We start from the raw sequence: 24,846 nt of genomic DNA, 5'->3' as shown, positions 1-24,846 counted from the left end.
TCAGAGGCTTTCGAGCGAGGGAAGGATGAGCGCGGGGCCGAGATCGAAATATTCATCCGGCATGTCGGCGCGGTTGATCCAGACGGTGCGGAAGCCGAATTTCGCAGCACCCGCAATGTCCCAGCGGTTGGAGGACTGGAAGGAAACGGCGTCAGGGTAAAGCCGGTAACTGGTCGTGACCAGATCGTAGACCGCGGGTGCGGTCTTGTAGGTCTTCAGCGCATCCACGGAAAAGATGTCGTCGATGACGGTGTCGAGCGCGGCGTTCTTCACCGCCGAGGCGAGCATGGCCGGCGAGCCGTTGGAGAGAATGGCGATATGCGCGCCCCGGCTCTTCAGCGCTTTCAGCACGGCCGGTACTTCGGGGTAGCAGTCGAGCGTCCAGTAGGCGTCGAGCAGCTTCGACCGCAGCGCCGGGTCGACGCCGCTGACGCGCTGGAACGTATAGTCCAGCGCCTGCTCCGTCAGTTGCCAGAAATCGGCGTAAGCGCCCATCAGCGCGCGCGTCCAGGAATATTCCAGCTGCTTGGCGCGCCACATCTCCGAAAACAATCGGTAATCCGGCCCCACATCCCCCGCATGCCGCCGCACCGCCGCATGCACGTCGAACAGCGTGCCATAGGCATCGAACACATAGGCGGCATGGGACATGGTGGGCGATTCCTCGGGTTTCCTCGCTCGCGATTGGCGGTGATTGGCGTAGGAATGTCAATTGTGCGCCGAAAGTACGCTTCTTCGCATCTCGGGCGCCATGGCCGTCAGGGTGAAGCGGAAGTGATCGCTTTCAGTACGTCTATGAAGGCGCTGGTGCGAACACCGGACGCGTTCTGTTTGAGATCGACGGTCTGCACCACCACGAGACGCTTCGATGGCACGACAGCGATGATCTGCCCGCCATAGCCGGAAGCGTAAAAGGCATGCGGCCCCCAGGGATCTTCGGGAAGTGTCCACCACATATAGCCGTAGCCCTGCCGTATCCGTTTCGCCTGCGAATAGGGTGTCGTCGATTCCTCGACCCACGCTTCTGGAATGATCTGCCTGCCGCCCCACTTGCCTGCATTCAGAAAAAGCTGGCCAAAACGGGCGGCGTCCCGCGCACTGAGTTGAAGCGGATAGGCTGGGTGCTCGGATACCTTTTCGAGGGCATAACGGCCGTCTTGAAGCGAGAAATCCTCCATGCCCACAGGGCGGGCAATCCGGTTTTGAAAGCTCGCGAAGATGTCTTCCCCGGTCTGCTGCCGATAGATCGTACCAAGAGTGTTGAAGTCCCAGTTGTTGTAGAACCAGAACGACCCCGGTGGATGGCTCCCGCGGGCCGGCCGCTTGCGCTTGATATCGGCTGTCTCGTGCGCGGCTGGATGGTAGATACCTGATCGTGACATGAGCAGATCGCGCACTGTCGCCGTTTTTTCCTCTTGCGTCAGACGGGGCGCCGTGTCGTCGATGCCGAGTTCGGCAAGAGTGCTCGACAGGTCGATCCGGCCGTCGGCGACAGCGATGCCATAGAGTGCGCTGAGCAGGCTCTTGCGAACGGATGCCATGTTGACCTTGCGCGACGTGTCGCCCCATCGGGCAATGACCCGCCCGTCCTGAACGATCATCAGCGCGGTCGGCTTGAGTTTTTTCGATTGCAGGCGGGCGGCCTCGAGCCGCTCCACGGACCAGCCGGCGACAGCCGGATCGACGTCCTCCCAGGCTTGGGCATGGGCTTGCCCTGACATGAGAACGGTCACGAAAAGCAGAAATGCGAAATGTCGAGCGAACATGGCCCCTCCCGTTTTGAACAGGCTGAACATCCAATCGTGGCAGCTTTCTGGTGCACGCCTCGACTGTCGACACATGAGGGATTTTTCGCTCGGCAGCGCGCGGGCTCGCCCGTCATTCATCCTCAAGCCAGCCGGAGGGCGGCCATGTCGCCGCTGCTGAGAGCCGGCAGGTTGGCTTCGATCTTGTCGAGCGGCCAGTCCCACCAGGCGAGACGAAGCAGTTCATCGATGACGTCGCTTGAATAGCGCATCCGGATGATGGATGCTGGATTTCCGCCGACAACGGCGTAGGGCGGAACGTCCCGGGTAACCACCGAGGCGGCGGCGACGATCGCGCCCGAACCGATATGGACGCCGGGCATGATGGCCGCGTTCTGGCCTATCCAGACATCGTGATCCACAATCGTGTCTTTGACAGGCAGGTCCTTGTAGCCGAAGGTCTCCGGCTTGAAGATGCGAAACGGATAGGTCGTGAAGCCGTCCATCGGATGATTGGCGGAACTCGTGATGAAATAGCTTCCGCGCGCGATCTGGGCGAACTTGCCGATTACCAGCCTTTCGCGACATGCGTGGCCGAGGTAGGGGGCCAGAATCAAGGCCGTGTCCTCGAGCGTGCCGGAATGCGTGTAATAGCTGAAGTCGCCGATCTCCATGCGCGGATGATCGATGACGTTCTTAAGATACACCGTGTCCCGATAGATAGTCCCGTCGGGCAGGGTGATGGGATGAATGGCCTGTGCATCAAGAAGAGCCATGGAGCACCTTTCAGGCATTCGGCCAGCCAATCACGACGAAGCGGCATTCCGGTGAGATCTGGCGGCTAGTGTTCGAACGATAACGCTATTGTCGCGGGGCCGGGAAATCCATCACGGCCCGGATATCGCTCCGATGAATAATTTTGATACCGAAATCGGGGACGCGCGCGGCCCCCCGTTAAAACCGCGTGATCACGCTGATGCCGAGTTCGGTGGCCTTGTCCATGGCCATCAGCGCCGGCACGGCCTCGTCGAGGCTGATATGGCGGCCGATCAGGTTTTGCGGGGCGAGCTTGCCGCTTTCGATCATGGCGAGCATGGCGTCGTAGCGCCAGGCCTGCATGCCGTGGCTGCCGTAGATTTCCAGCTCGTGGCCGATAACCTGGGCCATCGGAATCTGCGGTGCGGCATGGTCTGCCAGCATCAGCCCGACCTGCACATGGCGGCCGCGGCGGCGCAGGTTCTTGATGGAATTGAAGCAGGTGACGGGCGAGCCGAGCGCATCGACGGAGGCATGCGCGCCACCGCCGGTGATATCGCGCACGGCTTCCGCGACATCGGCCACGTCCCTGGCGTTGATGGTGGCGACCGCGCCCATCTTGCGCGCGAAGTCGAGCTTCTCGTCTGAAATGTCGATGGCGACAGGGTTTGCGCCAAGCGCCGCTGCGACCATGATCGCCGACAGGCCGACGCCGCCGCAGCCGTGCACCGCCACCCACTCGCCGCCCGTCACGCGCGCCTGGTCCACCACGGCACGGAAGGACGTGGCGAAACGGCAGCCGAGGCTGGCGGCGGTGGCATAGTCGATAGCCTCGGGCAGGTGCACGAGGTTCTGGTCGGCGTAGTCGATCGCGACATATTCGGCAAACGAGCCCCAATGGGTGAAGCCCGGCTGGAACTGCTCTTCGCAAACCTGCTGGTTGCCGGCGCGGCACTCACCGCAATGGCCGCAGCCGGAGACGAATGGCACCGTCACGCGCTGGCCTTCGCGGAAGCGGCGCACGCCCTTGCCGACGGCCATGACCGTGCCGGCAAGCTCATGGCCCGGCACATGCGGCAGCCTGATATCGGGGTCATGCCCCATCCAGCCATGCCAGTCGCTGCGGCACAGGCCCGTCGCCTCCACCTTGATCACCACGCCGCCCTCCGTGGGCGTCGGGTCCGGCAGGTTGCGGACATCGGGCGTGGCTTCGAAGGCTTCGAAATACATGGCGCGCATGGCTGTCTCCTTTTGCCCTCTATCGCATGCGGCCCGCGGCCTCTCAATCGCGTCACCCATGATAAGACCTGATGCACCTATTCAACATCTTGAATGGACAAGCGGCCCGCTCTGTCCGAAGTCAGGCGGGCCGAAGTCAGGCGGGCTTGACCGGCCCGGCCGGCAAGGCCTTGATGGGCGAAAAGGAGTTTTTGAAAATGCCAGTCGATACCTCACCGCGCTCGATGACCTGGACCTTCGTGGACGGCGAATGGATTTCGGGCAACCCGCCACTTATCGGCCCCACCTCGCATGCCATGTGGCTCGGCTCGACCGTATTCGACGGTGCACGCTGGTTCGACGGCATCGCGCCCGACCTCGACCTGCATTGCCAGCGCGTCAACCGCTCTGCCGAGGCGTTGGGCCTCAAGGCGACAGTGCCGGCCGAGGAGATCGAGGCGCTGTCGTGGGAAGGCGTGAAGCGGTTCGACGGCAAGACGGCTGTTTACATCAAGCCGATGTACTGGGCCGAGCACGGTTCGTTCAGCGTCGTGGCGCCCGATGCGGAATCGACCCGCTTCGCGCTTTGCCTGTTCGAGGCGCCGATGGGCGATCCGAAGGCGGCCTCGTCGCTCACCGTTTCGCCCTTCCGCCGCCCGACGCTGGAATGCATGCCGACGGATGCCAAGGCCGGCTGCCTCTACCCGAACAATGCCCGCATGCTGGTGGAGGCCCGCAAGCGCGGCTTCGACAATGCGCTGGTGCGCGACATGCTGGGCAATGTCGCCGAAACCGCATCGTCCAACATTTTCATGGTGCGCGACGGCGTCGTCTTCACGCCGGCCTCCAACCGCACTTTCCTTGCCGGCATCACACGGTCGCGGGTGATCAACCTGCTGCGGGAAGCGGGCTTTGACGTCGTGGAGACCGCGCTGACGCTGGCCGACTTCCAGGCGGCCGACGAGATCTTCACCTCCGGCAACTATTCCAAGGTCGTGCCTGTCACCCGCCTTGATGACCGCGACCTCCAGCCCGGCCCCATCACCGCCAAGGCCCGCGATCTCTATTTCGACTGGGCGCATTCCAACGGCGATGCCTGAAATGACAAGAGCCGGTCGAAAGACCGGCTCTGCCGCACGCAGATGTCTGGCGGTCATTCCTGCCCGGTGGGGTCCTGCGTGGTGTTGTCGCCGGTCTCGGCCTTTTTCTCGGCTGCTGCGGCGCGCTCGCTTTCGCGCACGACATGCAGGAAATCCGCGGTGATCGGCGGTGACATCTCAACCGTCTTCTTCTGCTTGTCGTAGATGCAGACATAGGTGATCTGGCTTTTGGCCTCCGGCGACAACCCCTCGATGGCGGCGATGCCGTAGGATTCCGTGCCGGTCGGCTCGACGAAGACGGTGGGCGTTCCCAGCGCTTCCGGCAGGCTGGCCAGGCAGCTCTTCTCCACATCCGCGCGGAATTCCTCCCAGGCCTCGGGCGAGGAGGCGTGCGCGAGCGGGGCGGTGAGAGAAAGGGTGATCATGGCAAGGGGAAGGGCGCGCATGGCAGGCTCCGTGTTGCGGTGAGGGGCAAAATGTCCCGAATCGGAATTCGTTCCGCTTCATCGTTGATCTGACACGCAAAAACGAAAGGATTTTGTCGAAGGTCAGGAAAATTTGGGAGCCGGGCGGGTTGCCTCTTCCGGTTGCCGCTCCTATGTTCCGCTCACGGATTTCCTTGAAAAATTCCGTCGCCAAGAGGAGACATCACCATGGCTTTCGAACTTCCGCCGCTTCCCTATGATTACGAAGCGCTCGCGCCCTTCATGTCGCGCGAAACGCTCGAATATCACCACGACAAGCACCACAAGGCCTATGTCGACAACGGCAACAAGCTGGCGGAAGAAGCCGGCCTCGCCGACCTCTCGCTCGAAGAGATCGTCAAGAAGTCCTACGGCACCAACCAGGGCCTCTTCAACAATGCCGGCCAGCACTACAACCACGTCCATTTCTGGAAGTGGATGAAGAAGGGCGGCGGCGGCAAGAGCCTGCCGGGCGCACTTCAGAAGGCCATCGACAGCGATCTCGGCGGCTATGACAAGTTCAAGGCCGATTTCGTCGCTGCCGGCACCACGCAGTTCGGTTCGGGCTGGGCCTGGCTTTCCGTCAAGGACGGCAAGCTCGCCATCTCCAAGACCCCGAACGGCGAAAACCCGCTGGTACACGGCGCAGAGCCGATCCTCGGCGTCGACGTGTGGGAACACTCCTACTACATCGACTACCGCAACGCCCGCCCGAAGTACCTCGAAGCCTTCGTCGACAGCCTGATCAACTGGGACTACGTCCTGGAGCGCTACGAAGCCGCCACGAAGTAATTCACGCGGTTTGCTGATTTCAAAAAGCCCCGGTCGGAAACGGCCGGGGCTTTTTGTTTGGTCTGTGAAACCAAGCAGGATGTGCTAGAATGTGTACATATCAGCACAGGTGATACGCATGAGCACCACAACGATGACTATACGGGTCAGCGAAGACCTGAAGGAACGGCTCGACAGGCTTGCGGCCGATACGCGGCGCAGTCGCTCTTTCCTTGCGGCCGAAGCGGTCGAGGCTTACGTCGCGCGTGAACTGGCCATCGTCGACGGTATCAATGCGGGCGTCGACGATGTCGCAGGCCGCCGTACGGTCGCACATGATGACGCCATGGCGGAACTGAAGGCTGTGATTGACACGGCGGAGCGTGACGAGCCGTGAAGCGGGCCGTCCGGTGGTCGCGTGCGGCCCTTGATGACCTGAAACAGCAAGTGCGGTACATCGCGGCGGACAATCCCGCGACCGCACGCGACGTCGCCGACCGTATCGATACCGCGGCGCGGCTGCTGGGCGAGGGTGCCACTGGCCGGCCCGGTCGTGTCGGCGGAACCTACGAGAAATCCGTGCACCGGCTCCCCTATGTCATCGCTTACAGCATCGGGGTGCTGGAGGGGCGTGAAACCCTATTCGTCCTGCGTGTCATCCACACCGCACGTGATTGGCCGCAGAGGCAATGGCCCGATTAGCTTTCACTTGATCCAAATTGCCGCATCAGTCCGTTGGCGACAGCGGGCGACCGGGCGATCCCGCAGTATTTGCGCCGTCAAAAAGATTTTACTTTCATGCGGTTCGCAAAATGCCATCATGCCGCTGCATCGTAAACGGGCGGCGCGGAATCAACCGGCCGCCAACTATCGGGAGAACGCGATGAAGTTCAGGATTTTGGCGACGGCGGCCGCGCTCGCTATCATCGGCGCCAGCGCCGTGGTCGCGGCGGATGAGCCGCAAGTCGTCCGCGCGCAGATGATGAAGAAGGTCGGCGGCGCCATGGGCGCGCTGTCGGGCATCGCCAAGGGCGAGAAGCCCTATGACGCCGACGTCGTGAAGGCATCGCTCACCACGATGAGCGAAGTCGCCAAGGCGTTCCCGGATCAGTTCCCGGCCGGCTCCGAAACCGGGCATGATACGGAAGCGAGCCCGAAGATCTGGGAGCAGATGGACGACTTCAAGGCGAAGGCCGCCAAGTTCGGCGCGGATGCCGATGCGGTGCTGGCGAACCTGCCCGCGGATCAGGCGGCGGTCGGCACGGCGCTGGGCACGATCGGTCCCAATTGCGGTGGCTGTCATGAGGTCTACCGCGTCAAGAAGTAAGCGGTAGACCCGACTATCCCCCAGGAGACGCAACACTGTCCCGGCGCCGGCCGCCGGGGCGGTGTTTCATGGTCTGAGGTTGCGGGCGGCGATCCCGCCACCGGCGAGAGGAAATGGCTCATGGCTTTCAAGAAGATCATCGGCGGCATTGTCGTGCTTGGCGCGATTGGCGCGGGTGCGTTTCTGTTCATCACCGCCCCGCAGCGCGTGCCGGCGGAAGCCTGGGCCGCTGCCGGCGCGCCGGACCTTACCAATGGTGAGCGTATCTTCCATGCCGGCGGCTGCGTGAGCTGTCATGCGGCGCCGGGTGCGGCCGACGACCAGAAGCTGGTTCTCGCCGGCGGCATGGCGCTGAAAAGCCCTTTCGGCACCTTCCACGCGCCCAATATCACGCCCGATGAGACGGCCGGCATCGGCGCCTGGACGCTCGCCGAATTCGGCGACGCTATGAAGCGCGGCACGGGCCGCAACGGCGAGCATCTCTATCCGTCCTTTCCCTACGCCTCCTATTCGCGCATGACGGTGAAGGATATCAACGATCTCTACGGCTACCTGAAGACGCTGCCCAAGAGCGGCAATGTCGCGCCGGGCCATGAGCTGCCGTTCCCGTTCAATATCCGCTTGGCGCTCGGCGGCTGGAAGTTCCTCTATCTCAACGAGGCGCCGCGGGTGGAACTCGCCAATGCCGACCAGACGGTGAAACACGGCCAGTATCTCGTGGAAGGCCCCGGCCATTGCGGCGAATGCCACACGCCGCGCGACGTGCTGGGCGGTCTGAAGATCGACCAGTGGCTGGCCGGCGGGCCCAATCCGGAAGGCGAGGGGCGCATCCCCAACATCACGCCGGCCGAAGGCGGCTTCGGCAGCTGGAGCGCCGGCGATATCGCCAACTATCTCGAAACCGGCTTCACGCCGGATTTCGACAGCGTCGGCGGCTCGATGGTCTCGGTGCAGAAGAACATGGCGCAACTGCCCAAGGAAGACCGCGACGCTATCGCGGCCTATCTCAAGGCGATCCCGGCGCGTTAGGGATGGTGGAGCGTGACGATCGCGCGGAGAGATGACGCATGCCTTGGTAGGTGAGTACCGCCATTGTCGTCGGCCTAGTCTTCTCTGCCGTGCCTTTCCACTATGCACGCTATCTCGCCCGCGGCGAGACCGAGGGCAGGCCGACATGGTACGGAGGCTTCACCAATCTCTATCTTGTGGTGCGTATTCTGAAGGCGCACGCCCGGCGCGGTGACCGCTGGGCGGGACCGGCCTATATCGCCTATTGTATCAGCGCGGCGATGACGCCGGCCGTGCTGGTCGGGCTCATCGTTCAGGATTACTGGTTTCGCTGAACCAGGCCGCCGCCCGCATAGCAGCGGCTGGCGCGGACTAATACATGCTGCGGCGATAGTCCTCTTCCAGCCCGTCATCCATCCTCTGCATCTCGTCCTTGTCGGTCGGCGCGCCGGTCGTGTCGTCAAGGATCATTTTGATGAGCGAGGGCATCTCGCTGCGGTCCTGGAAATGCTCGGCACTCCATAGGCGGGAGCGTCGGAATGCCTTGGCGCAGTGCAGGAAGACCTCGCTGATGGTGACGACGATTGCGAGCTTCGGCGCACGGCCAGCGACGGCCATGCTTTCGAGGAGTGCCGGATCGCGGGTGAGGGTGGCCCGCCCGTTGACGCGCAACGTGTCCTCGAAACCGGGGATGATGAACAAGAGCCCCACCGTCGGATTGACGATGATGTTGCTCAGTGTGTCCAGCCGGTTGTTGCCGGGACGATCCGGGATTGCGAGTGTGCGATCGTCCAGGATCGTCACGAAGCCCGGCGGGTCGCCACGCGGGCTGACATCGCCCCTCCCGTCCGGGCCCTGGGAGCCGATGCACAGGAACGGCGAGCGCCGGATGAACGCTTGGGCATGTTCCCCCAGTGAATTCCGGCACTTCTGCACGGCAAGATCGTGCGTGGGCGCAAACAGGCCCCGCAGTTCTTGTTCATCCGCGATGATGAAATCGGGATTGAGTTCCAACGTCGTCATGATCCGCCTCCCAGGCTGTTTTCATTCTGATTTCTGTCCCCACGCACAAGCCATATCCAACGCCTTTCTCGATGGCGTCAAAAATGACGTACGTACATCAGAAAATCATTATAGGAATATGTGCGCCGGATCAACGTGGTTTGTCTCGATCGAAAGCGGGAGCGAGGGATGGTGGCGTGCCCGGGGAAGAACGAGAGGCATGCGGGCAGGTGCGAGAAACAGTTCGAAGCCGGTGTGAACGACGACTGCCCCCTGTGCGGCGGAGCAGGGCTGTTCGCCCCGTGTTCTCAGCCTGCCGCCGCCCGGTGCTCGTTGCCATACATGTCGAGATAATCGACCAGGCCGGACGAGCCAAGGCCGGCCGCCACGAAGCGGCGGACAGGCGCCGAAAGGTCGGGTGCGTCGCCGCTCTCCCAGATCGTGGCGCCACACAAGCCCAGCGCGTCGAGATCGTCGGGTTCGGCATCTTCCGCCTTGCCCGACGCGCGAACGCAAACGTCGCCGAGCGAGGTCACGTCATGGCCGCCGGGCGTCAGCACGAGAGTTTCTGCGCCCAGCGCATGGCGGGCCGTCGCCATCAGGAGCCCGCACTCCCAGTCGGCATAGCCCTCCGTCAGCACGATCGCCGATCGCGTGGTCATCTTGGGGCAGATGTCAGCCGAGCGCCTGCACATAGCGCATGCCCGTCACGGGGCCTGCGCGGAAATTCATGTGTTCGTAGAAGCGGTGCGCGCCGAAATTGCCGGTTGCTGCGCTGACGGAGAGGTAGCCGCAGCCGGCAATGCGGGCATGGTCGCGGGCGCGCGACACGAGGTGGCGGCCGATGCCCTGTCCGCGATGGTCCTTGCGCACGAAGATCTGGTGCAGTTCCATGCCGCGCACGCCATCGCCGGCGCGGTACATCGGCACGAGCAGGGCGTAGCCAATCAGGCGTCCGCCGGCTTCGGCAACGAGCGCAGTGATCCAGGGATGCACGCCGAAGAGGTCGCGGTCGAGATCGGCGGCGGAAATCTTCGCCGTGTCGCCATGGCATTCGGCATGCAGCGCGATCATGTCGAGGATCTGCTGCAGATCGCCCTGGCGGGCGGCGCGGATGTTCAGCATCGCCGGACGTTCGACGGCATGCGGTTCGAGCTTGATGACGGTGTTTTGCATTTCGGGCTCCCTCGGGTTCAGTGCCATCAGGAGCGTTAAAACAACAAAGCCGCCTGATGGCGGCTTGTTGACATGATCAGACAGCCGCTCCTTATCGGAACAGCCAAAAATACGTCGCGGCGATGTGCGTACTCTTGATCATGGACGCGATATTCTCGAATTCGCGCCGTTTGTCAATCGCCTTTCTCGCCGCGACGGGAAGTCGAAGCGGAGGCTGGTCAGGCCTCCGCTTCCTTCGTGCCGGCGGCGGCTTGCCCGTCCGCTGCGCCGGCCTGTGCCGTCTCGTCGACCCCGAGGCGTTGCTTGATGGCCTGGCGGATCTGCTCGTTGATTGCCGATCGTTCTTCCGGCGGCAGCTGGGCGAGGCTGTCCTCGGTCAGGCCCATCTCCTCGAGCAGTTCCTTGCGCAGGCGCTCGATCGCCGTCATCTTCGATAGATCGAGGAATTCCGTCAGCACTTTCTCGCTTTCCTCTTGCAGCTTGTCCTGCTTGGACGCGTTCAGCCAAAGGGCGTTGGCGAGGCCGGAGGGCATGGAGGAGGCGGACGTTTCGACGGTCGGGATGTTGCGTCCCCCATTGCCGTTCCCGTTGCTCAAGCCGGGCGGAATGCCGGCGTCGCCGGAGGGGGCGCGCTGCTGGCGGGCGAGCGCATAGGCGGAAAGCGAATTGCTGTCGATCTTCATGAAAAGGACTCCCTGAAAAATGTCTCGGGAGCATGGTTAGGCGGCGCAGCTTTTGCGAAGCTTTCGGTCAGGCGCTCGCGTCGAGATGCCCGCCGGTCAGGTGAACCACGTGGTCATCGGGCGCGATAACGCTCTTGCGATGGGTGACGGCAAGGATCGTCACTTCGCCGGCAAGGCTGCGCACATGGCGCATGATTTCCGCCTCCGTCACCTCGTCCAGCGCCGAACTTGCCTCATCGAGGAAGAGGAACTGCGGATCGGCATAGAGCGCGCGGGCAATCGCGATACGCTGGCGTTCCCCGCCCGAGAGCTTCATGCCGCGCTCGCCCGCCATCGTCTCGAAGCCGTCGGGCAGCCCTTCGATGAAGGGCAGGATCGCCGCCTTCTCCACCGCGCGCCGCAGCTTCGCTGGATCCAGCGACCGGCCGAGCACGATATTGGTGGCGAGCGTGTCGTTGAGCAGCGTCGGCTCCTGCGGCACGATGCCGATCGCGGCATACCAGTCGCGCTGCGAGATGGTCGCCAGATCGCTCCCGTCGACACTGATCCGCCCCGATGTCGGCGCGAGCGATTTCAGCGCCAGCCGCAGCAGCGTCGATTTGCCGGAACCGGTTTCCCCTACGAGATAGGTGATCCTGCCACGTTCGGCGGTGAAACTGACATTGGCCACGCCCCGGCCGTTGTCATGGGAAAACGAGACGGCCTCGAAGGCGAGGCGGCCATCGCCGGCAGAAAATCCGCCCGGCGTTGCCGCATCCGTCTCTTCCGGCGCAGCCCAGATGCGGGCGAGCGGCAGGAGCGAGGCGCGTGCCCGCACCAGATCGTCGATCGCGTGGCCGATCATCTCGAAGGGCTGGTTGAGCTGGAGCAGCAGCGTGTTGAACAGAACGAGGTCGCCGACCGTGAGCTCTCCCGCCTGATAGCGCGGCAGAAGCAGGACGAAGGTGATGAGGAACTGTGCGGCGAGCCCCGCGCCCATCAGCGAGGAATATCCGATGCGCCGGCGGCAGAAGGTCGTCCAGTTGTCGCGCTCCTCGCGCGCCTTGCCGGAAAAGCGCGCCTGCATCCAGTCCTGGCTGCCGAAGTGACGCAGCGTCTCCATCGCCGTCATGGCATTGCCGATGAATTTGGCATTCTCCTGGCCGGCTTCGATGGCCGCATCGAGATAGCGGCGCGTGCTGTGATTGGCGATGGCCGTCAGCGTGATGAACGCGCCGCCATAGGCGATGACAACGAGCACGACCTCGAGATTGATGGCCGCGCCGAGCATGGCGAGCGAAAGCACGATCTGGGTCGTACCGGGAACGAAGACGATGAGGGCGAGCTGCACCAGCGTCATCATCGCGCTTTCGCCACGCCGGCCCGCGCTTTCGATCTCGGCCGGATTGTGTTCGGCGAAGAAGAGGGCGCGTTTGCGAAGCAGTCTTTCGAACAGGCTGGTGCTGGCGATGAAGCTGAGGTTCTGCGCGCTCATGAAAGAGAGGTATTGCACCATGTTCTGCAGTGCCGCACTCGCACCGATGAGCAGCGCGTAAAGAGCAAAACCGAAAGCCAGCATGGCGGCCATGCGGTCGGCCGTCATGGTATCGACGAGGCGCGAAAACAGGTAAGGCGCGGCCACGGACGACACGGCCGACAGGAAGACGATCAGGCACACGAGAGCGAGAAGCCCGCGCGAGGCGCGCCAGTAGTTCGCAAGGATGATCCTCACCGGCGCGGCGATCAGCCGCCAGTCGTCGTTCATGGCGAATCTCCCGAGGATTGGAGGCCGCATAATGAAAAGGCCGGCGCGGGGAAGCAACCCTGCGCCGGCCTTCTGTGATCGCGAGGAGCGGCCGCCGGGCCACCCGTTCGTGTGTCTTACGGCAGCGTATAGGCGATGACGTAGTCGCCAGGCTTGGTGCCGACGGAGCCGTGGCCACCGGCGACGATTAGCACATATTGCTTCTCGCCGACCGTGTAGGTCATGGGCGTTGCCTGTCCGCCGGCTGGAAGGCGGCCTTCCCAGAGCTCGCGGCCGGTCGTCACGTCATAGGCGCGGATGTAATCGTCCACGGCCGCACCCAGGAAGGCGACGCCGCCCTTGGTGATGATCGGCCCGCCGATGCCGGGTACGCCGACCTTGAAGGGCAGCGGCAGCGGGGTCATGTCCATGACGGTGCCGTTCTTGTGCTTGTAGGCGATCTTGCCGCTCGCGAGGTCGGCGCCAGCGACATAGCCCCACGGCGGCGCCTGGCACGGAATGCCGAGCGGGCCGAGGAAAGGACCCATGAACACGCCGTAGGGCGCGCCCTCGTTGCGGTTGAGGCCCTGTTCGGATGCCTTCTCGTCCTCGCCCTTCGGCGGGATCTGGTCACGCGGCACAAGGCGCGAGGTGAAGGCGAGGTAGGTCGGCATGCCGAACATCACCTGCCGTTCCGGGTCAACCGCGACCGAGCCCCAGTTGAACGTGCCGAAATTGCCGGGATAGACGAGCGTGCCCTGCAGCGACGGCGGCGTGTAGCGGCCCTCATACTTGAGCGACAGGAAGTCGATGCGGCACTTTAGCTGGTCGAACATGCTGATGCCCCACATGTTCTTTTCCGTCAAAGGCGGCGGCGAGAAGGTGAGGTCGGAGATCGGCTGCGTCGGGGCAGTGAAATCCTCCGGGATCGCACCCGTTGGTGCGGGGATTTCCTTGATGCCAATGAGCGGGTCGCCGTTGCGGCGGTCCAGCACGTAGATGTCACCCTGCTTGGTGGGGCCGACAAGCGCCGGAATGGTCGCGCCGTCCTTTGTGATGTCGATCAGCGCGGGCTGCGCCGGCACGTCCATGTCCCAGAGATCGTGATGCACGGTCTGGCGCACCCAGCGCACGGCACCGGTCTTGATGTCGAGCGCCACGATGGAGGACGAGTATTTTTCGACATGCTCGCTGCGGCCCATGCCGAGCTGGTCGGGCACGCGGTTGCCGAGCGGGATATAGACGAGGCCGAGCGCGTCGTCATAGCTGAAGACGGACCAGGAATTCGGCGAGTTGACCGTATAGACCTGACCCTCCGGCAGCGGCGTGGTGACATCCGGATTGCCCGAATCCCAGTTCCAGATCAGCGCGCCGGTTTTCACGTCGAAGGCGCGAATGACGCCCGATTGCGAATGGATGGAATAGTTGTCGTTGACCGCACCGCCGATGATGATCTTTTCGTCGGTGATGACGGGCGGCGATGTCGAATAGTAGTAGCCGGCCGGATTGTACGGCATGCCCTGTTCGAGACGCAGCACGCCGTTTTCGGCGAAGCTGGTGCAGACATCGCCGGTCTCAGCGTCGAGCGCGATCAGCCGGGCGTCGGAGGTCGGCAGGTAGACGCGTGTGGCGCACGTCGTGCCCGCCGTCGCGACCGGATCGGCGTAGTAGGTCACGCCGCGGCAGGTCTGGTGCTGGCGGTCGGAGTTCATGCCGGAGTTGGAATCGTATTTCCACTTTTCCTTGCCGGTCGCCGCGTCGATCGCGATCGCCCAGTTATGCGGCGTGCACATATAGAGCGTGTCGCCGATCTTGAGCGGCGTCACCTGGTAGGTGGTCTCGCCGACATCGTCGGGCAGCTTCACGTCGCCCGTCTGGTACTGCCAGGCGACCTTCAGCGTGTTGACGTTTTCCGTGTTGATCTGGTCGAGCGGAGAATAGCGCTGGCCGAAGGGGGTGCGGCCATACTGATGCCATTCCCCGGCCGGCACGTTGCCACCGAGCGCCGGCGTCGCATTGACCACGTTCGTCGGCAGTTCACCCGCAAGGTCATGCGGATCCTGCGTCATGGAATAGCCTGCGACGGCGATGGCCACGATGGACGCTACGGCAAGCGGCAGGGCCGATGCCGGATAGCGGATGCCGGTGGGGCTTGCAATGCCGAGCGGCCTACGGATGGCCGGCAGCATCAGCCACAGGCCGAGAAGCACGATGATGCCGCCACGCGGACCGAGCTGCCACCAGTCGAAGCCGACTTCCCAGATGGCCCAGCCGAGCGAGCCGAGGACGATGAGGGCGTAGAGCCAGAGCGCAGCACTGGAGCGGCGCAGGAGGAGATAGGCCGTGACGAGGAAGGCGAGGCCGGTGATGAGGTAGTAGGGGCTGCCGCCGAGTGACAGCAGCCATCCGCCTCCGCCCGTCAGTACCAATCCGATGATGGCAAAGAGGACGGCAGTCAGCGTGAGCAACATGGGAAACTCCATTTGTGATGGCGGCCGGGAAAGCGGCCGACATGACGTCCGGCTCCGTAGAGCGGACGTGTCAGGAATTAGGGCGAAAAGGTGGCCATTCAATGCCCCGGCTCATGCGTTATTGCACGGCTGGGCTACCATGACTGCATGTCGGCGGCGGCGCAAGGGCCATCAGGTGCCGCAGAACGTTGCCGAGATCTCCTCGCCCGGCGCGGGCGGGAGGGCATAGGCGGCAAAGCGCGGCTGGTCCTCATAGGGCCGGGCAAGCACGTCGTTCAGAGCCGCAAAGAGCGAGAAATCGCCATCGTCGATGGCCGCATTGAGCGCTTCCTCGACCTTGTGGTTGCGCGGGATGAAGGCAGGGTTGACGCGCCGCATCGCCTCGGCGCGCGCGGCAGGCGAGGTTGCGTCCTGCGCCAGCCGTGCCCGCCAGGTGGAAAGCCAGAGGGCAAGGACCGCCGGGTCTTCGAGGAGGGCGCCGAGCGCGGGATCGGCCGCGTCGTCCTGCGCGCAGTCGGCAAGCCCGCGAAACGCCAGCGTATAGTCCGCCTTCTGCTCGTAGAGCGTGACGAGAAGCTCGCGGATCAGCTCCTGATCCTCCTCGCGCGCGTCGTCGCCAAGGCCGAGCTTGGCGCGGATGGTGCGCGTCCAATGCGTCTGGAACCGCTCCATGAAGCGGCCTACGGCGGCGTTGGCGGCTTCCACTGCCTTGTCCTGGTCCTCGTCGAGAATGGCGAGCATGGCCTCGGCGAGCCGCGCGATGTTCCATTGGCCGATGCCGGGCTGGTTGCCGAAGGCATAGCGGCCGTTGCGGTCGATGGAGGAATAGACGGTGCGCGGGTCGTAGCGGTCCATGAAGGCGCAGGGCCCGAAGTCGATCGTCTCGCCCGAGATCGTCATGTTGTCGGTGTTCATCACGCCGTGAATGAAACCGACGCCGAGCCATTTCGCGATAAGCGACGCCTGCCGCTCGGCGACGGCGTCGAGCAGGGCGAGATAGGGCTTTTCCGCGCCCTTGAGCTCGGGATAGTGCCTGTCGATGACATGGTCGGCCAACACGCGCACATTCTCCGTGTCGCCGCGCGCGGCGAAGAACTGGAAGGTGCCGACGCGGATATGGCTGCCGGCGACGCGCGTGAAGACGGCGCCCGGCAGGACCCGGTCGCGATGGACCGGCTGGCCGGTCGCGACGGCGGCGAGTGCGCGCGTCGTCGGGATGCCGAGCGCGTGCATGGCTTCGCTGATGATATATTCGCGCAGGACCGGACCCAGCGCCGCCCGCCCGTCGCCGCGCCGCGAATAGGGCGTCGGCCCGGCGCCCTTCAGCTGGATGTCGCGCCGCTTTCCGTTGCGGTCAATCACCTCGCCGAGCAGGATGGCGCGCCCGTCGCCGAGCTGCGGCACGAACTGGCCGAACTGGTGCCCGGCATAAGCCATGGCGAGCGGCAGCGAGCCGGGCAGGGGAATGTTGCCGGAGAAATAGCCCGCGCCATGCCGTTCCAGCCTGTCGGCATCGAGTCCGAGTTCCTCGGCGAGCGGCCGATTGAAGGCGATCAGCATCGGCGCTTCCACCGGCGTGGGATCGACCGGCGTGAAGAATGCATCCGGCAGGCGTGCATAGCTGTTGTCAAAGGGGAGGGCGCCGGTCGCGCCCGCCTGTGCTGTCGTTGCCGTGCTCATGATCCATCCATCCTTTGCCGCTTTCTCTTCAGATAGGACGTCGGGGCGGCAAACGAAAGGCTTGGAAGCCGTATGCCTCATGCGCGACAGCCCCAGATGGCCTCAGGCCACCTTTCCTTTCACGGCCCCCGCCCTATCCTCGTCGAAAAGGAGTGTTGCATGAAGAACCTGACCTGCCTGCTGCCCGGCATGACTGCCATTCTCCTGCTCACGGCCTGTAGCGCGCCGTCAACGCAGGCGCCGGCCGGAGAGCGGCCCATGGACGAGGTGCCGCGCCAGACGCAGCTTTCGAATGGCGACCGGCAATACGCCTTTCGCAACGGCTGCGTGATCGTGCTGGACTCCCGCCGGGCGGTGGTGAAGAGCGAGGGGGCTGTCTGCGCGCTCCATCATCGCGATATCGCGCTGCTCTACGGCTCCGCCGACTGATCGTGTACCCCGTCGCCCGGTTGGTCGGCCGGTAGCCGGCGGTCGATGAAATCATACATCAGCGTCAGCGCTTCCTCGCGCGGCACGCCGCCGGATTGAAGGCCGTGCCGCAGCCAGAGGCCGTCAATCAGGCCGCTGATCAGCAGCGCGGTCCGGCGCGCCGCCTCTGCCGGCATCAATTCCCGGAGTGCCGACATGAGGTTTGAATGCATGCGGGCGTGAATGACCGCCTGGATGCGGGCGAGCTGTGGTTCGCGCGGCACCTCCGCGCAGAGCGCAAGCCATGCATGGGCAATTTCGGGCTGGTAGAAACGCGGGTCGAAATTGCCCTCCACCACGGCCGCGATGCGCCCGCGCGGTGTCTTCGCCTGCCTGAGACGCTCGGCCACGGCATCGCGCAGGTTGGCGTTCGCCTCGCGCATCGCCTGTTCGAACAGCTCCTGCTTGTTGCGGAAATAGTGCAGCACGATGCCCTTCGAGGCGCCGGCATGAGCGGCGACCTTTTCCAGCGTCGCGCCGGCCATGCCTTCGCGCTGCAGCACCTCGAACGCCGCCTGCCGCAGTTCCCTGCGCCTGATATCGACCAGTTTCGTGAGCTTTCCCGCCATGTGATTCCCGCTTTTCGTACGGGAAGATTGACATTTTTTCCGTGAAGTTCAAGAATTGTCCCATTGGTCAATCTTTGATCCAGTCGGACAAAGTTCAAAAAGGGGAACGCCGATGAAACGCGCCATTGCCTGCGCCGCCGCATGCCTCATGACGATCGGGGCCGCCCAGGCGGCCGAACAGGAGAGCTGCCGCAAGGTGCGCCTCGCCGAGCCCGGCTGGAACGACCTCGCCTTCACGACCGGCGTCGCGCAGTCGCTGCTGCATGCGCTGGGCTACGAGACGCAGAGCGACCTTCTCGGCATCGACGTCATCTATCTGAGCCTGAAGAACAAGGATCTCGACGTCTTCCTCGGCTATTGGGATCCCGCGATGCGGACCTATTTCGCGCCTTACGAGAAGGACGGCTCGGTCGAGACCATCAAACAGAACCTGACGGGCGCGAAATACACCTTCGCCGTTCCCGCCTATGTCTGGGATGCCGGTGTGAAGGATTTCGCTGATCTCAAGACCCATGCCGACAAGTTCGAGAAGAAGATGTACGGCATTGAGCCGGGCTCCAACCAGCTCATGCTGGATGCCATAGCCGATCCGTTGTTGGGCATTGCGGACTGGGAGGTCGTGGAATCGAGCGAGCAGGGCATGCTGGCCGAGCTTGCCCGCCATATCGACATGAAGACGTTCTTCGTCTTTCAGGGCTGGGCACCGCATCCGATGAACACCGCCTACGACATCCGCTACCTCACCGGCGGCGACAAGTTTTACGGCCCGGATTTCGGCGCTGCCACGGTCTCTACGCAGGTCCGCAAGGGCTATCTCGCGGAGTGCCCGAACGTCGCGCAGCTTTTGAAGAACCTCAGCTTCGACATCGATTTCGAAAACCGAGGCATGGGCTACCTGATGAATGACGGCATGGCGCCCGAGGATGCCGGCCGCAAGGCGATCGGTGAAGAACCGAAGCGCCTCGACGCCTGGCTGGCCGGCGTCACCACGGTCGATGGCGCGCCGGGCCTTGAGGCGGTGAAGAAGGCGTTCGGCCTTTGAGTGGTGTCGATCAGGCGGGGTGGAACGGCCGCAAGCGTGCTCTGCCCCTGCGAGACGGCCGAAGCCTCGCCTTCATCGATGCGGGGTCGGGCGATGTCCCGCTCTTCCTGCTGCACGGCTATACCGACAGCAGCCGCAGCTGGTCGCTGATCGAATCGCACCTCGCGCGAGGATATCGGCTCGTCATGCCCGATCTGCCGGGGCACGGCCTGTCGGCCGCGACGACTTCGCCCAGGCTGGAAAGCTTTGCCGACGATATGGTCGAACTGGTCGATGCACTCGGCATAGCGCGCTTCGCGGTCGTCGGGCACTCGATGGGGGCGATGACCGCGCTGGTGCTTGCGGCACGCCATCCTGCAAGGGTGACGGCGCTCGCCAGCATCTGCGGCAGCGTGACGCCCGGGCTCCTGGCACAGACGACGCTCGGCGCGGAGATTGCGGCCCTCAGCGATCCCATCGATCCGCAAAGCGCTTTCCTGCAGGCCTGGCATGCTTGCGCGCGGCCGGTGGATAGGGATTTCCTGCGCTGGATCGCCAGCGAGGCGGCGGCAACGCCGGCCGCCAGCTGGCAGGCACTCTATGCGATGCTGGAGAGCGCGAACCTGTCGCGGATACCAGAAGCGGTGCGCGCGCCTCTGCTGCTTCTGGCCGGCGAGGAGGACTCGCTGTTCGGCGAACCGCACCGCGCCGCCCTGCGCCATGCCTTCCCGAATGCCACGGTCGAGGTCCTCGCCGGCCACAGCCACAATCCCCATTGGGAATCGCCGGTTCTCGTGGCGGCTGCGCTGACCGATTTCCTGGCAGCGCAGCCGCTCTGAGGCTTACATCTTGCCGGCGACCTTGATGGCGAAGGCATATTCGAAGGCGATCTCCTCCAGCCGCTGGAAACGGCCCGAGGCGCCGCCATGGCCCGCACCCATATTGGTCTTGAGCAGGATCGGTTCCTTGCCGGTCGTCTTCTCGCGCAGCTTCGCCACCCACTTGGTCGGTTCCCAATAGGTGACGCGCGGGTCGGTCAGGCCCGACAGCGCGAGGATCGCGGGGTAGGCCTTGGCCTCGACATTGTCATAGGGCGAATAGCTCGCCATCAGCTGGTAGAAATCCTTGCTCTCGATGGGATTGCCCCATTCGGGCCATTCCGGCGGGGTGAGTGGCAGCGTGTCGTCCAGCATGGTGTTGAGCACGTCGACGAACGGCACGGCCGCGATGATGCCGCCGAACTTTTCCGGCGCCATGTTGGCGATGGCGCCCATCAGCATGCCGCCGGCCGAGCCGCCTTCTGCGACGATGTTCGCGTAGGACGTGAACTTCTCCTGATTCAGATAATCCGCCGCCGCGATGAAGTCCTTGAAGGTATTGGTCTTCTTGTCCATCTTGCCGTTTTGGTACCAGGCGAAACCCTTGTCCTTGCCGCCGCGGATATGGGCGATGGCATAGACGAAGCCGCGGTCGACCAGCGACAGGCAATTGGTGTTGAAGGACGCCGGAATGGTGATGCCATAGGCGCCGTAGCCATAGAGCAGGCACGGGGCCGATCCGTCCAGCGGCGTATCCTTGCGGTAAAGCAGGGTGACCGGCACGCTCTCGCCGTCCCAGGCCGGCGCGAAGACGCGGCGGGTGACATAGTCATCGGGGTTGTGGCCCGACGGCACTTCCTGCGTCTTCAGGAGCGTGCGCTCGCGCGTCGCCATGTTGTAATCGAAGAGCTGCGAGGGCGTCGTCATCGACGAATAGGAAAAGCGGATGACGTCGGTATCGTATTCCGCCGCCCCCGACAGGCCGAGCGAATAGGCCTCCTCGGCAAAGGCGATGGCGTGTTCCTCGCCGGTCTTGCGGTCGCGCACGACGATACGCGGCAGGCCCTCGTGGCGCTCCAGCCAGACGAGATGACGGGCGAACGCCATATGGCTGAGGATCAGCGTGCCGGGCCGGTGCGGCACGACTTCCGTCCAGTTTTCACGGCCCGGCGCCGTTACCGGCGTTTCCATGATCTTGAAGTCCTTCGCGCCGTCGGCATTGGTCAGGATATAGAAGACGTCGCCGCCCTCGGTCATCGAATATTCCAGCCCCGTCTGGCGCGGGGCGACGACAACGGGCGTGGCCGTGAGGTCCTTGGTGGAGAGCAGCCGGTATTCGCTCGTCTCGTGGTCGTGGATGTCGATATAGATGAAGTCGTCGATCAGCGAGCCGCCGACACCCATGAAGAAACCGGCGTCCTTTTCCTCATAGACCAGCCGGTCGTTCTCCTGCCTGTCGCCGAGAATGTGGTGGAAGATCTTCGAGGGACGGTGGTTCTCGTCGAGCGCGGTGTAGAAGAAGCTGCGGGCATCCGGCGCCCAGACGCCGCCGCCGCCGGTGTTGGAAAGCGTGTCGGCGCGGTCCTCGCCGGTCGCGAGATCGCGCACCTTCAGCGTGAAATATTCCGATCCCTTGTCGTCATAGCCCCAGATGCCGATGGAATGGTCGGTGGAATGGTCGATGCCGGCCAGCCGGAAGTAATCCTTGCCCGCTGCCTCCTTGTCGCCGTCGAGCAGGATGACGCGCTCGCCACCCTCGCGCGGCTCGCGGAAATAGCGCGGCTGCTCCCCACCGGTGACATAGGCCGTGCCGTAGGCATAGGGGCCATCCTTCATGGGCACGGAGCTGTCGTCCTCCTTGATGCGGCCGCGCATCTCGGCAAACAGCGTCTTCTGCAAGGCCTCCGTATCGGCCATCGCCGCCGTCATATAGGCGTTCTCGGCCTCCAGATGCGCGCGGATCTCCGGCTGGAGGATCGAGGGATCCTTGAACATGGCCTGCCAGTTGTCATCGCGGAACCAGGCATAGTCGTCGGTGCGGGTGATGCCGTGGCGCGTATCCTCCTGCGGGTTCTTGGCAGCAATCGGGGCGGCGGGCAGGTTCTTGAAGACGGACACGATTTCACTCCGGTGGATCGACAGGCGGGACCAGAGAGATAGAGAGCCATGCCCCCGGCATCAAGCAAGCTTTTGCCCGGGGCCTGGTTTTTGATCAGCCCGGCAGGATGCGCTTGGCGGCCTTGCGCTTGGCGGGACGCAGCTCGTCGGCGACGGTCTTGGCGATGATCGAGAGCGGCAGCGCGAGCATGGCGCCGGCAGCCCCCCACATCCATGTCCAGAAGATGATCGCGGTAAAGACGATGAAGGCATTGACCTCAAGCCGCTTGCCCATCACCGCCGGCATGACGAGGTTTTCGATGGCGAGGTGGACGAGGAAGAAGAGCAGCGCCGGCATCAGCCCCATCATGATCGTGTCGTGGGTGAGAAGGCCCGCTGAGGCGAGCGCGATCGTCATCAGCGTCACGCCGAGGAAAGGCACAAAGCTGGAGATGAAGGCGAAGAGGCCCCACAGCACCGGCATGCCGAGCCCGCCGAACCAGGCGATGAAGCCGGTGATCACGCCAAGCGAGCCGTAGACCAACGCAGCGGTGGCGAAGTAATAGCCGAGCGCCGAATCGATCGCGTTCATGATGCGGATGGTCGTCAGCCGCTGGCTGCGGCGGGGAAACGCCATGATGAGCATCTGGCGCAGCTTGAGACGCGCCGAAAGGAACAGCACCAGCGCGGCAAAGAAGATCATGCCCTGCAACAGGGCAGGGGTGAGGCTGGACGACAGGATGCTCAGTACGCTGCCGGTGTTTTCCAGAACCTTCTCCATCGACATCTGTCCGCTCTCGAAGGCGGCCGGATTGACGTTGAGCCAGCCGAAACGGGAAAACAGTGGCGTGATACGGTCATAGGCATCGCGCACCAGCTCCGGTGCATTGGCTGCAAGCTGGGTGATCGGCTCGGCCAGCGCGCCGGCGATGAGGAACAGGCCCACGGCAAACGCGCTCGCAAGAAGGAGGGCGGCGGGCAGCGGGGGAATGCCCATCTTGTTCAGCTTCTCGGCGGCGACGCCGAAAATCAGCCCGATGACCACGGCCAGAGACAACGGAATGAGAATGGGCGCCATGAAGTAGACGATGCCCATGGCCATGATGGAAAAGATGCCGATGATCGCCCAGGATGAGGCGGTCAGCAGCCCGTCGCGTCTTATCGAGACGTCGTCGACGTCGTCTTCCGTTTCAAGACTGCTTGCCAGCAGGCGGCGTTCGGCTGGCTTTGCGGACATGTCGTGCATGGATGGATCCCCTTGTCTGCTCCACAAACGCCGCCGCACGATGGATGTTCCATAAGCAAAAGCCGTTGTAACCTCCGGTGGGTTGCCGGCTGTCGTCAAATCGACATATTGCCGGGCAAACCCCAACGAGCCAACGAAAACGATGAGGCAAAGAGGAGTGAGAATGTTGAACCGGCAGACCCGCGGCCTTCGAATTGCCCTGTGCGTGCTTGCGCTGCTGCCCGTCGGCCAGTCGCCTGCCATGGCGCTCGATGCGCGGGTGCGCGGAGAACTGCAAAAGCTCGATCCGGAAGAGCGGCTGGAGCAGCGGTGCGACATGGAAGCGATGGACAAGATCAGCGGCGCCAAGGAGGGCTATCGCCCCGACAAGGTGATCGCCTACGCTTTCGGCGATCCCAAGGTCGACGGCACCACGCTGAAGACGAAGGGGGCGGTGTTCCGCAGCAAGGGGGAATGGTACCGCCTGTCCTACAAGTGCGAGACCAGCGCCGACCGCCTGGAGATCAACGCCTTCAAATACACGATCGGCGAGCCCGTGCCGCACGATCAATGGGCCGCCCATTACCTCTATGATTGATGAGGCTGGCGCGAGAAGCGGGCACTGAACGCACCGGCCCCTCGCGACGCTTGCCTATGCCGAAAGCTTCAGCCCGATGCCCCAGGGATCGACGAGCGAGACGGTATCACCGGAGCGGGTGGTCGGGATGGCGAGTTCATCCAGCTTTGCCACGGCCGCGTCGAGCCTGGCCCTGTCGTTGAAGCGCAGGGTATAGTCCGAAAGGCCCGTCATGCCGTCCTTCCGTTTCGGCCGGCCGCGCGAGTTCCAGACATTGGCCGCCACATGATGGTGGTACTTGCCTGTGGAGAAGAAGCTCGCGCCGGGATAGGTCGCCATGACGTCGAGACCGAGCACGTCGCGAAAGAAGGCGTCGGCTTCCGGGATATCCGAGACCTGAAGGTGGATATGGCCGATGGCCGTGCCATTCTCCTGGCCTGTCCAGCCGTCCTTCGGGGCCTCGTCATAGAGCGCCTGGAGGTCGAGCCGGTTCGTTGCCATCTTCACCCCGCCGTCAGGAACATAGGTCCATTCCGAGCGGTCGCGGTCGCGATAGATCTCGATGCCGTTGCCTTCCGGGTCGTCGAGATAGATCGCCTCGCTGACGAGATGGTCCGATGCGCCGGTAAGCGGCACGTTGTTGTGGGCGGCATGCGCCAGCCAGCGGCCGAGCTCCTTGCGGTTGGGCACGAGGAAGGCCGTGTGGAACAGGCCCGGTGCGGTGCGTGGCGCGCGGGCGGCGTTGCTGCCGGTCGTCAGCGTCAGGAGCGGGCGCCCGCCCACGCCGAGCGTCTCGCCCGATGCGGACGTGTCCAGCACCGAAAGGCCCATTGCCTTCTGGTAGAAGGAAGAGACCATCGGCAGGTCGATGACGTTGAGATGCGAATGGTCGACAAAGGCCGGCATGTCGATGGCATGGTTCGTGTTGGCTGTCATGGATGCGATCT

At 63.8% G+C, this 24,846-nt stretch carries 27 protein-coding genes; 11 read left to right on the top strand and 16 right to left on the bottom strand.

Translation table 11 applies throughout. From position 1 onward, the window contains the following. The 4 genes from MNR02_RS12240 to MNR02_RS12225 all read right to left on the bottom strand — a co-directional run bounded on the left by MNR02_RS12240 (position 1) and on the right by MNR02_RS12225 (position 3,740). Positions 1–651: a haloacid dehalogenase type II gene (locus MNR02_RS12240; protein WP_241946971.1), complete on the bottom strand. Its 651-nt coding sequence runs from the start codon at positions 649–651 to the stop codon at positions 1–3. A 107-nt stretch (positions 652–758) separates the two neighbouring features. After that, positions 759–1,766, bottom strand: coding sequence for a serine hydrolase (locus tag MNR02_RS12235; protein ID WP_241946970.1), 1,008 nt, complete (start codon positions 1,764–1,766; stop codon positions 759–761). Positions 1,767–1,888: 122 nt separating this feature from the next. Then, on the bottom strand, positions 1,889–2,521 hold the full coding sequence (locus MNR02_RS12230) for a CatB-related O-acetyltransferase (RefSeq protein WP_241946969.1): 633 nt from the start codon (positions 2,519–2,521) through the stop codon (positions 1,889–1,891). A 178-nt stretch (positions 2,522–2,699) separates the two neighbouring features. After that, positions 2,700–3,740, bottom strand: coding sequence for a zinc-dependent alcohol dehydrogenase family protein (locus MNR02_RS12225; protein ID WP_241946968.1), 1,041 nt, complete (start codon positions 3,738–3,740; stop codon positions 2,700–2,702). Between the two features lie 197 nt (positions 3,741–3,937). Here MNR02_RS12225 and MNR02_RS12220 point away from each other — a divergent pair, with 197 nt between their 5' ends. Continuing rightward, the gene (locus MNR02_RS12220; RefSeq protein WP_241946967.1) at positions 3,938–4,819 is read left to right on the top strand and encodes a branched-chain amino acid aminotransferase; all 882 of its coding nucleotides are present in this window, start codon (positions 3,938–3,940) and stop codon (positions 4,817–4,819) included. A gap of 53 nt (positions 4,820–4,872) precedes the next feature. On the opposite strand, the gene MNR02_RS12215 is transcribed toward MNR02_RS12220, so the two are convergent. Continuing rightward, on the bottom strand, positions 4,873–5,265 hold the full coding sequence (locus MNR02_RS12215; RefSeq protein WP_241946966.1) for a hypothetical protein: 393 nt from the start codon (positions 5,263–5,265) through the stop codon (positions 4,873–4,875). Positions 5,266–5,472: 207 nt separating this feature from the next. Here MNR02_RS12215 and MNR02_RS12210 point away from each other — a divergent pair, with 207 nt between their 5' ends. The 6 genes from MNR02_RS12210 to MNR02_RS12185 all read left to right on the top strand — a co-directional run bounded on the left by MNR02_RS12210 (position 5,473) and on the right by MNR02_RS12185 (position 8,724). Then, positions 5,473–6,075, top strand: coding sequence for a superoxide dismutase (locus MNR02_RS12210; RefSeq protein ID WP_241597384.1), 603 nt, complete (start codon positions 5,473–5,475; stop codon positions 6,073–6,075). A 118-nt stretch (positions 6,076–6,193) separates the two neighbouring features. Further along, positions 6,194–6,451, top strand: a complete 258-nt coding sequence (locus tag MNR02_RS12205; protein WP_241946965.1) for a CopG family ribbon-helix-helix protein — start codon at positions 6,194–6,196, stop codon at positions 6,449–6,451. Beyond that, the gene (locus tag MNR02_RS12200) at positions 6,448–6,756 is read left to right on the top strand and encodes a type II toxin-antitoxin system RelE/ParE family toxin (RefSeq protein WP_241946964.1); all 309 of its coding nucleotides are present in this window, start codon (positions 6,448–6,450) and stop codon (positions 6,754–6,756) included. Before MNR02_RS12205 ends, MNR02_RS12200 begins: the two co-directional genes overlap by 4 nt. Before the next feature lie 181 nt (positions 6,757–6,937). Continuing rightward, the gene (locus tag MNR02_RS12195; protein ID WP_241946963.1) at positions 6,938–7,381 is read left to right on the top strand and encodes a cytochrome c; all 444 of its coding nucleotides are present in this window, start codon (positions 6,938–6,940) and stop codon (positions 7,379–7,381) included. A gap of 120 nt (positions 7,382–7,501) precedes the next feature. Further along, entirely contained in the window at positions 7,502–8,410 is a 909-nt protein-coding gene (locus MNR02_RS12190) for a cytochrome c (protein ID WP_241946962.1), read from the top strand. 50 nt (positions 8,411–8,460) lie between these two features. After that, positions 8,461–8,724, top strand: a complete 264-nt coding sequence (locus MNR02_RS12185; protein WP_241946961.1) for a hypothetical protein — start codon at positions 8,461–8,463, stop codon at positions 8,722–8,724. A 37-nt stretch (positions 8,725–8,761) separates the two neighbouring features. Here the strand turns inward: MNR02_RS12185 and MNR02_RS12180 are convergent, their stop codons facing one another. From MNR02_RS12180 to MNR02_RS12150, 7 genes are all read right to left on the bottom strand, one after another. Next, the gene (locus MNR02_RS12180; protein ID WP_241946960.1) at positions 8,762–9,412 is read right to left on the bottom strand and encodes a pyridoxamine 5'-phosphate oxidase family protein; all 651 of its coding nucleotides are present in this window, start codon (positions 9,410–9,412) and stop codon (positions 8,762–8,764) included. Between the two features lie 287 nt (positions 9,413–9,699). Beyond that, positions 9,700–10,053: a hypothetical protein gene (locus MNR02_RS12175; protein ID WP_241946959.1), complete on the bottom strand. Its 354-nt coding sequence runs from the start codon at positions 10,051–10,053 to the stop codon at positions 9,700–9,702. A 13-nt stretch (positions 10,054–10,066) separates the two neighbouring features. After that, the gene (locus MNR02_RS12170) at positions 10,067–10,567 is read right to left on the bottom strand and encodes a GNAT family N-acetyltransferase (protein WP_241946958.1); all 501 of its coding nucleotides are present in this window, start codon (positions 10,565–10,567) and stop codon (positions 10,067–10,069) included. Between the two features lie 218 nt (positions 10,568–10,785). Then, positions 10,786–11,250: a hypothetical protein gene (locus tag MNR02_RS12165; protein WP_241946957.1), complete on the bottom strand. Its 465-nt coding sequence runs from the start codon at positions 11,248–11,250 to the stop codon at positions 10,786–10,788. A gap of 67 nt (positions 11,251–11,317) precedes the next feature. Further along, positions 11,318–12,994: an ABC transporter ATP-binding protein gene (locus MNR02_RS12160; protein WP_241946956.1), complete on the bottom strand. Its 1,677-nt coding sequence runs from the start codon at positions 12,992–12,994 to the stop codon at positions 11,318–11,320. 116 nt (positions 12,995–13,110) lie between these two features. Continuing rightward, a complete protein-coding gene (locus tag MNR02_RS12155) occupies positions 13,111–15,444 on the bottom strand; it encodes a glucose/quinate/shikimate family membrane-bound PQQ-dependent dehydrogenase (protein WP_241946955.1) in 2,334 nt (777 codons plus the stop codon). Between the two features lie 171 nt (positions 15,445–15,615). Then, a complete protein-coding gene (locus MNR02_RS12150) occupies positions 15,616–17,124 on the bottom strand; it encodes a YdiU family protein (RefSeq protein ID WP_241946954.1) in 1,509 nt (502 codons plus the stop codon). A 159-nt stretch (positions 17,125–17,283) separates the two neighbouring features. On the opposite strand from MNR02_RS12150, the gene MNR02_RS12145 reads away from it, so the two are divergent. After that, on the top strand, positions 17,284–17,553 hold the full coding sequence (locus MNR02_RS12145; RefSeq protein ID WP_241946953.1) for a hypothetical protein: 270 nt from the start codon (positions 17,284–17,286) through the stop codon (positions 17,551–17,553). Here the strand turns inward: MNR02_RS12145 and betI are convergent. After that, positions 17,535–18,161 carry a transcriptional regulator BetI gene (betI, locus tag MNR02_RS12140; protein WP_241946952.1) on the bottom strand — a complete coding sequence of 209 codons (627 nt, stop codon included), beginning with the start codon at positions 18,159–18,161 and terminating at the stop codon, positions 17,535–17,537. The genes MNR02_RS12145 and betI overlap by 19 nt on opposite strands. A 112-nt stretch (positions 18,162–18,273) precedes the next feature. Between betI and choX the strand changes: the two genes are divergently transcribed. Beyond that, complete coding sequence (gene choX, locus MNR02_RS12135) at positions 18,274–19,203, top strand: choline ABC transporter substrate-binding protein (protein ID WP_241946951.1); 930 nt, start codon at positions 18,274–18,276, stop codon at positions 19,201–19,203. After that, positions 19,200–20,021, top strand: a complete 822-nt coding sequence (locus MNR02_RS12130; RefSeq protein ID WP_241946950.1) for an alpha/beta fold hydrolase — start codon at positions 19,200–19,202, stop codon at positions 20,019–20,021. Before choX ends, MNR02_RS12130 begins: the two co-directional genes overlap by 4 nt. 3 nt (positions 20,022–20,024) lie before the next feature. Here MNR02_RS12130 and MNR02_RS12125 read toward each other — a convergent pair whose 3' ends face one another. Further along, entirely contained in the window at positions 20,025–22,118 is a 2,094-nt protein-coding gene (locus MNR02_RS12125; RefSeq protein WP_241946949.1) for a S9 family peptidase, read from the bottom strand. Positions 22,119–22,212: 94 nt separating this feature from the next. Beyond that, positions 22,213–23,343 carry an AI-2E family transporter gene (locus tag MNR02_RS12120; protein ID WP_241946948.1) on the bottom strand — a complete coding sequence of 377 codons (1,131 nt, stop codon included), beginning with the start codon at positions 23,341–23,343 and terminating at the stop codon, positions 22,213–22,215. A 163-nt stretch (positions 23,344–23,506) separates the two neighbouring features. Between MNR02_RS12120 and MNR02_RS12115 the strand changes: the two genes are divergently transcribed. Further along, positions 23,507–23,920, top strand: coding sequence for a DUF930 domain-containing protein (locus MNR02_RS12115; protein ID WP_371746667.1), 414 nt, complete (start codon positions 23,507–23,509; stop codon positions 23,918–23,920). 54 nt (positions 23,921–23,974) lie between these two features. Here MNR02_RS12115 and MNR02_RS12110 read toward each other — a convergent pair whose 3' ends face one another. Further along, a complete protein-coding gene (locus MNR02_RS12110; protein ID WP_241948868.1) occupies positions 23,975–24,835 on the bottom strand; it encodes a VOC family protein in 861 nt (286 codons plus the stop codon). Positions 24,836–24,846: the final 11 nt, after the last annotated feature.

Origin of the sequence: Shinella sp. H4-D48, from assembly GCF_022637395.1 — a bacterium.
GTDB lineage: Bacteria > Pseudomonadota > Alphaproteobacteria > Rhizobiales > Rhizobiaceae > Shinella > Shinella sedimenti.
This window is presented reverse-complemented; position numbering and strand designations above follow the sequence as displayed.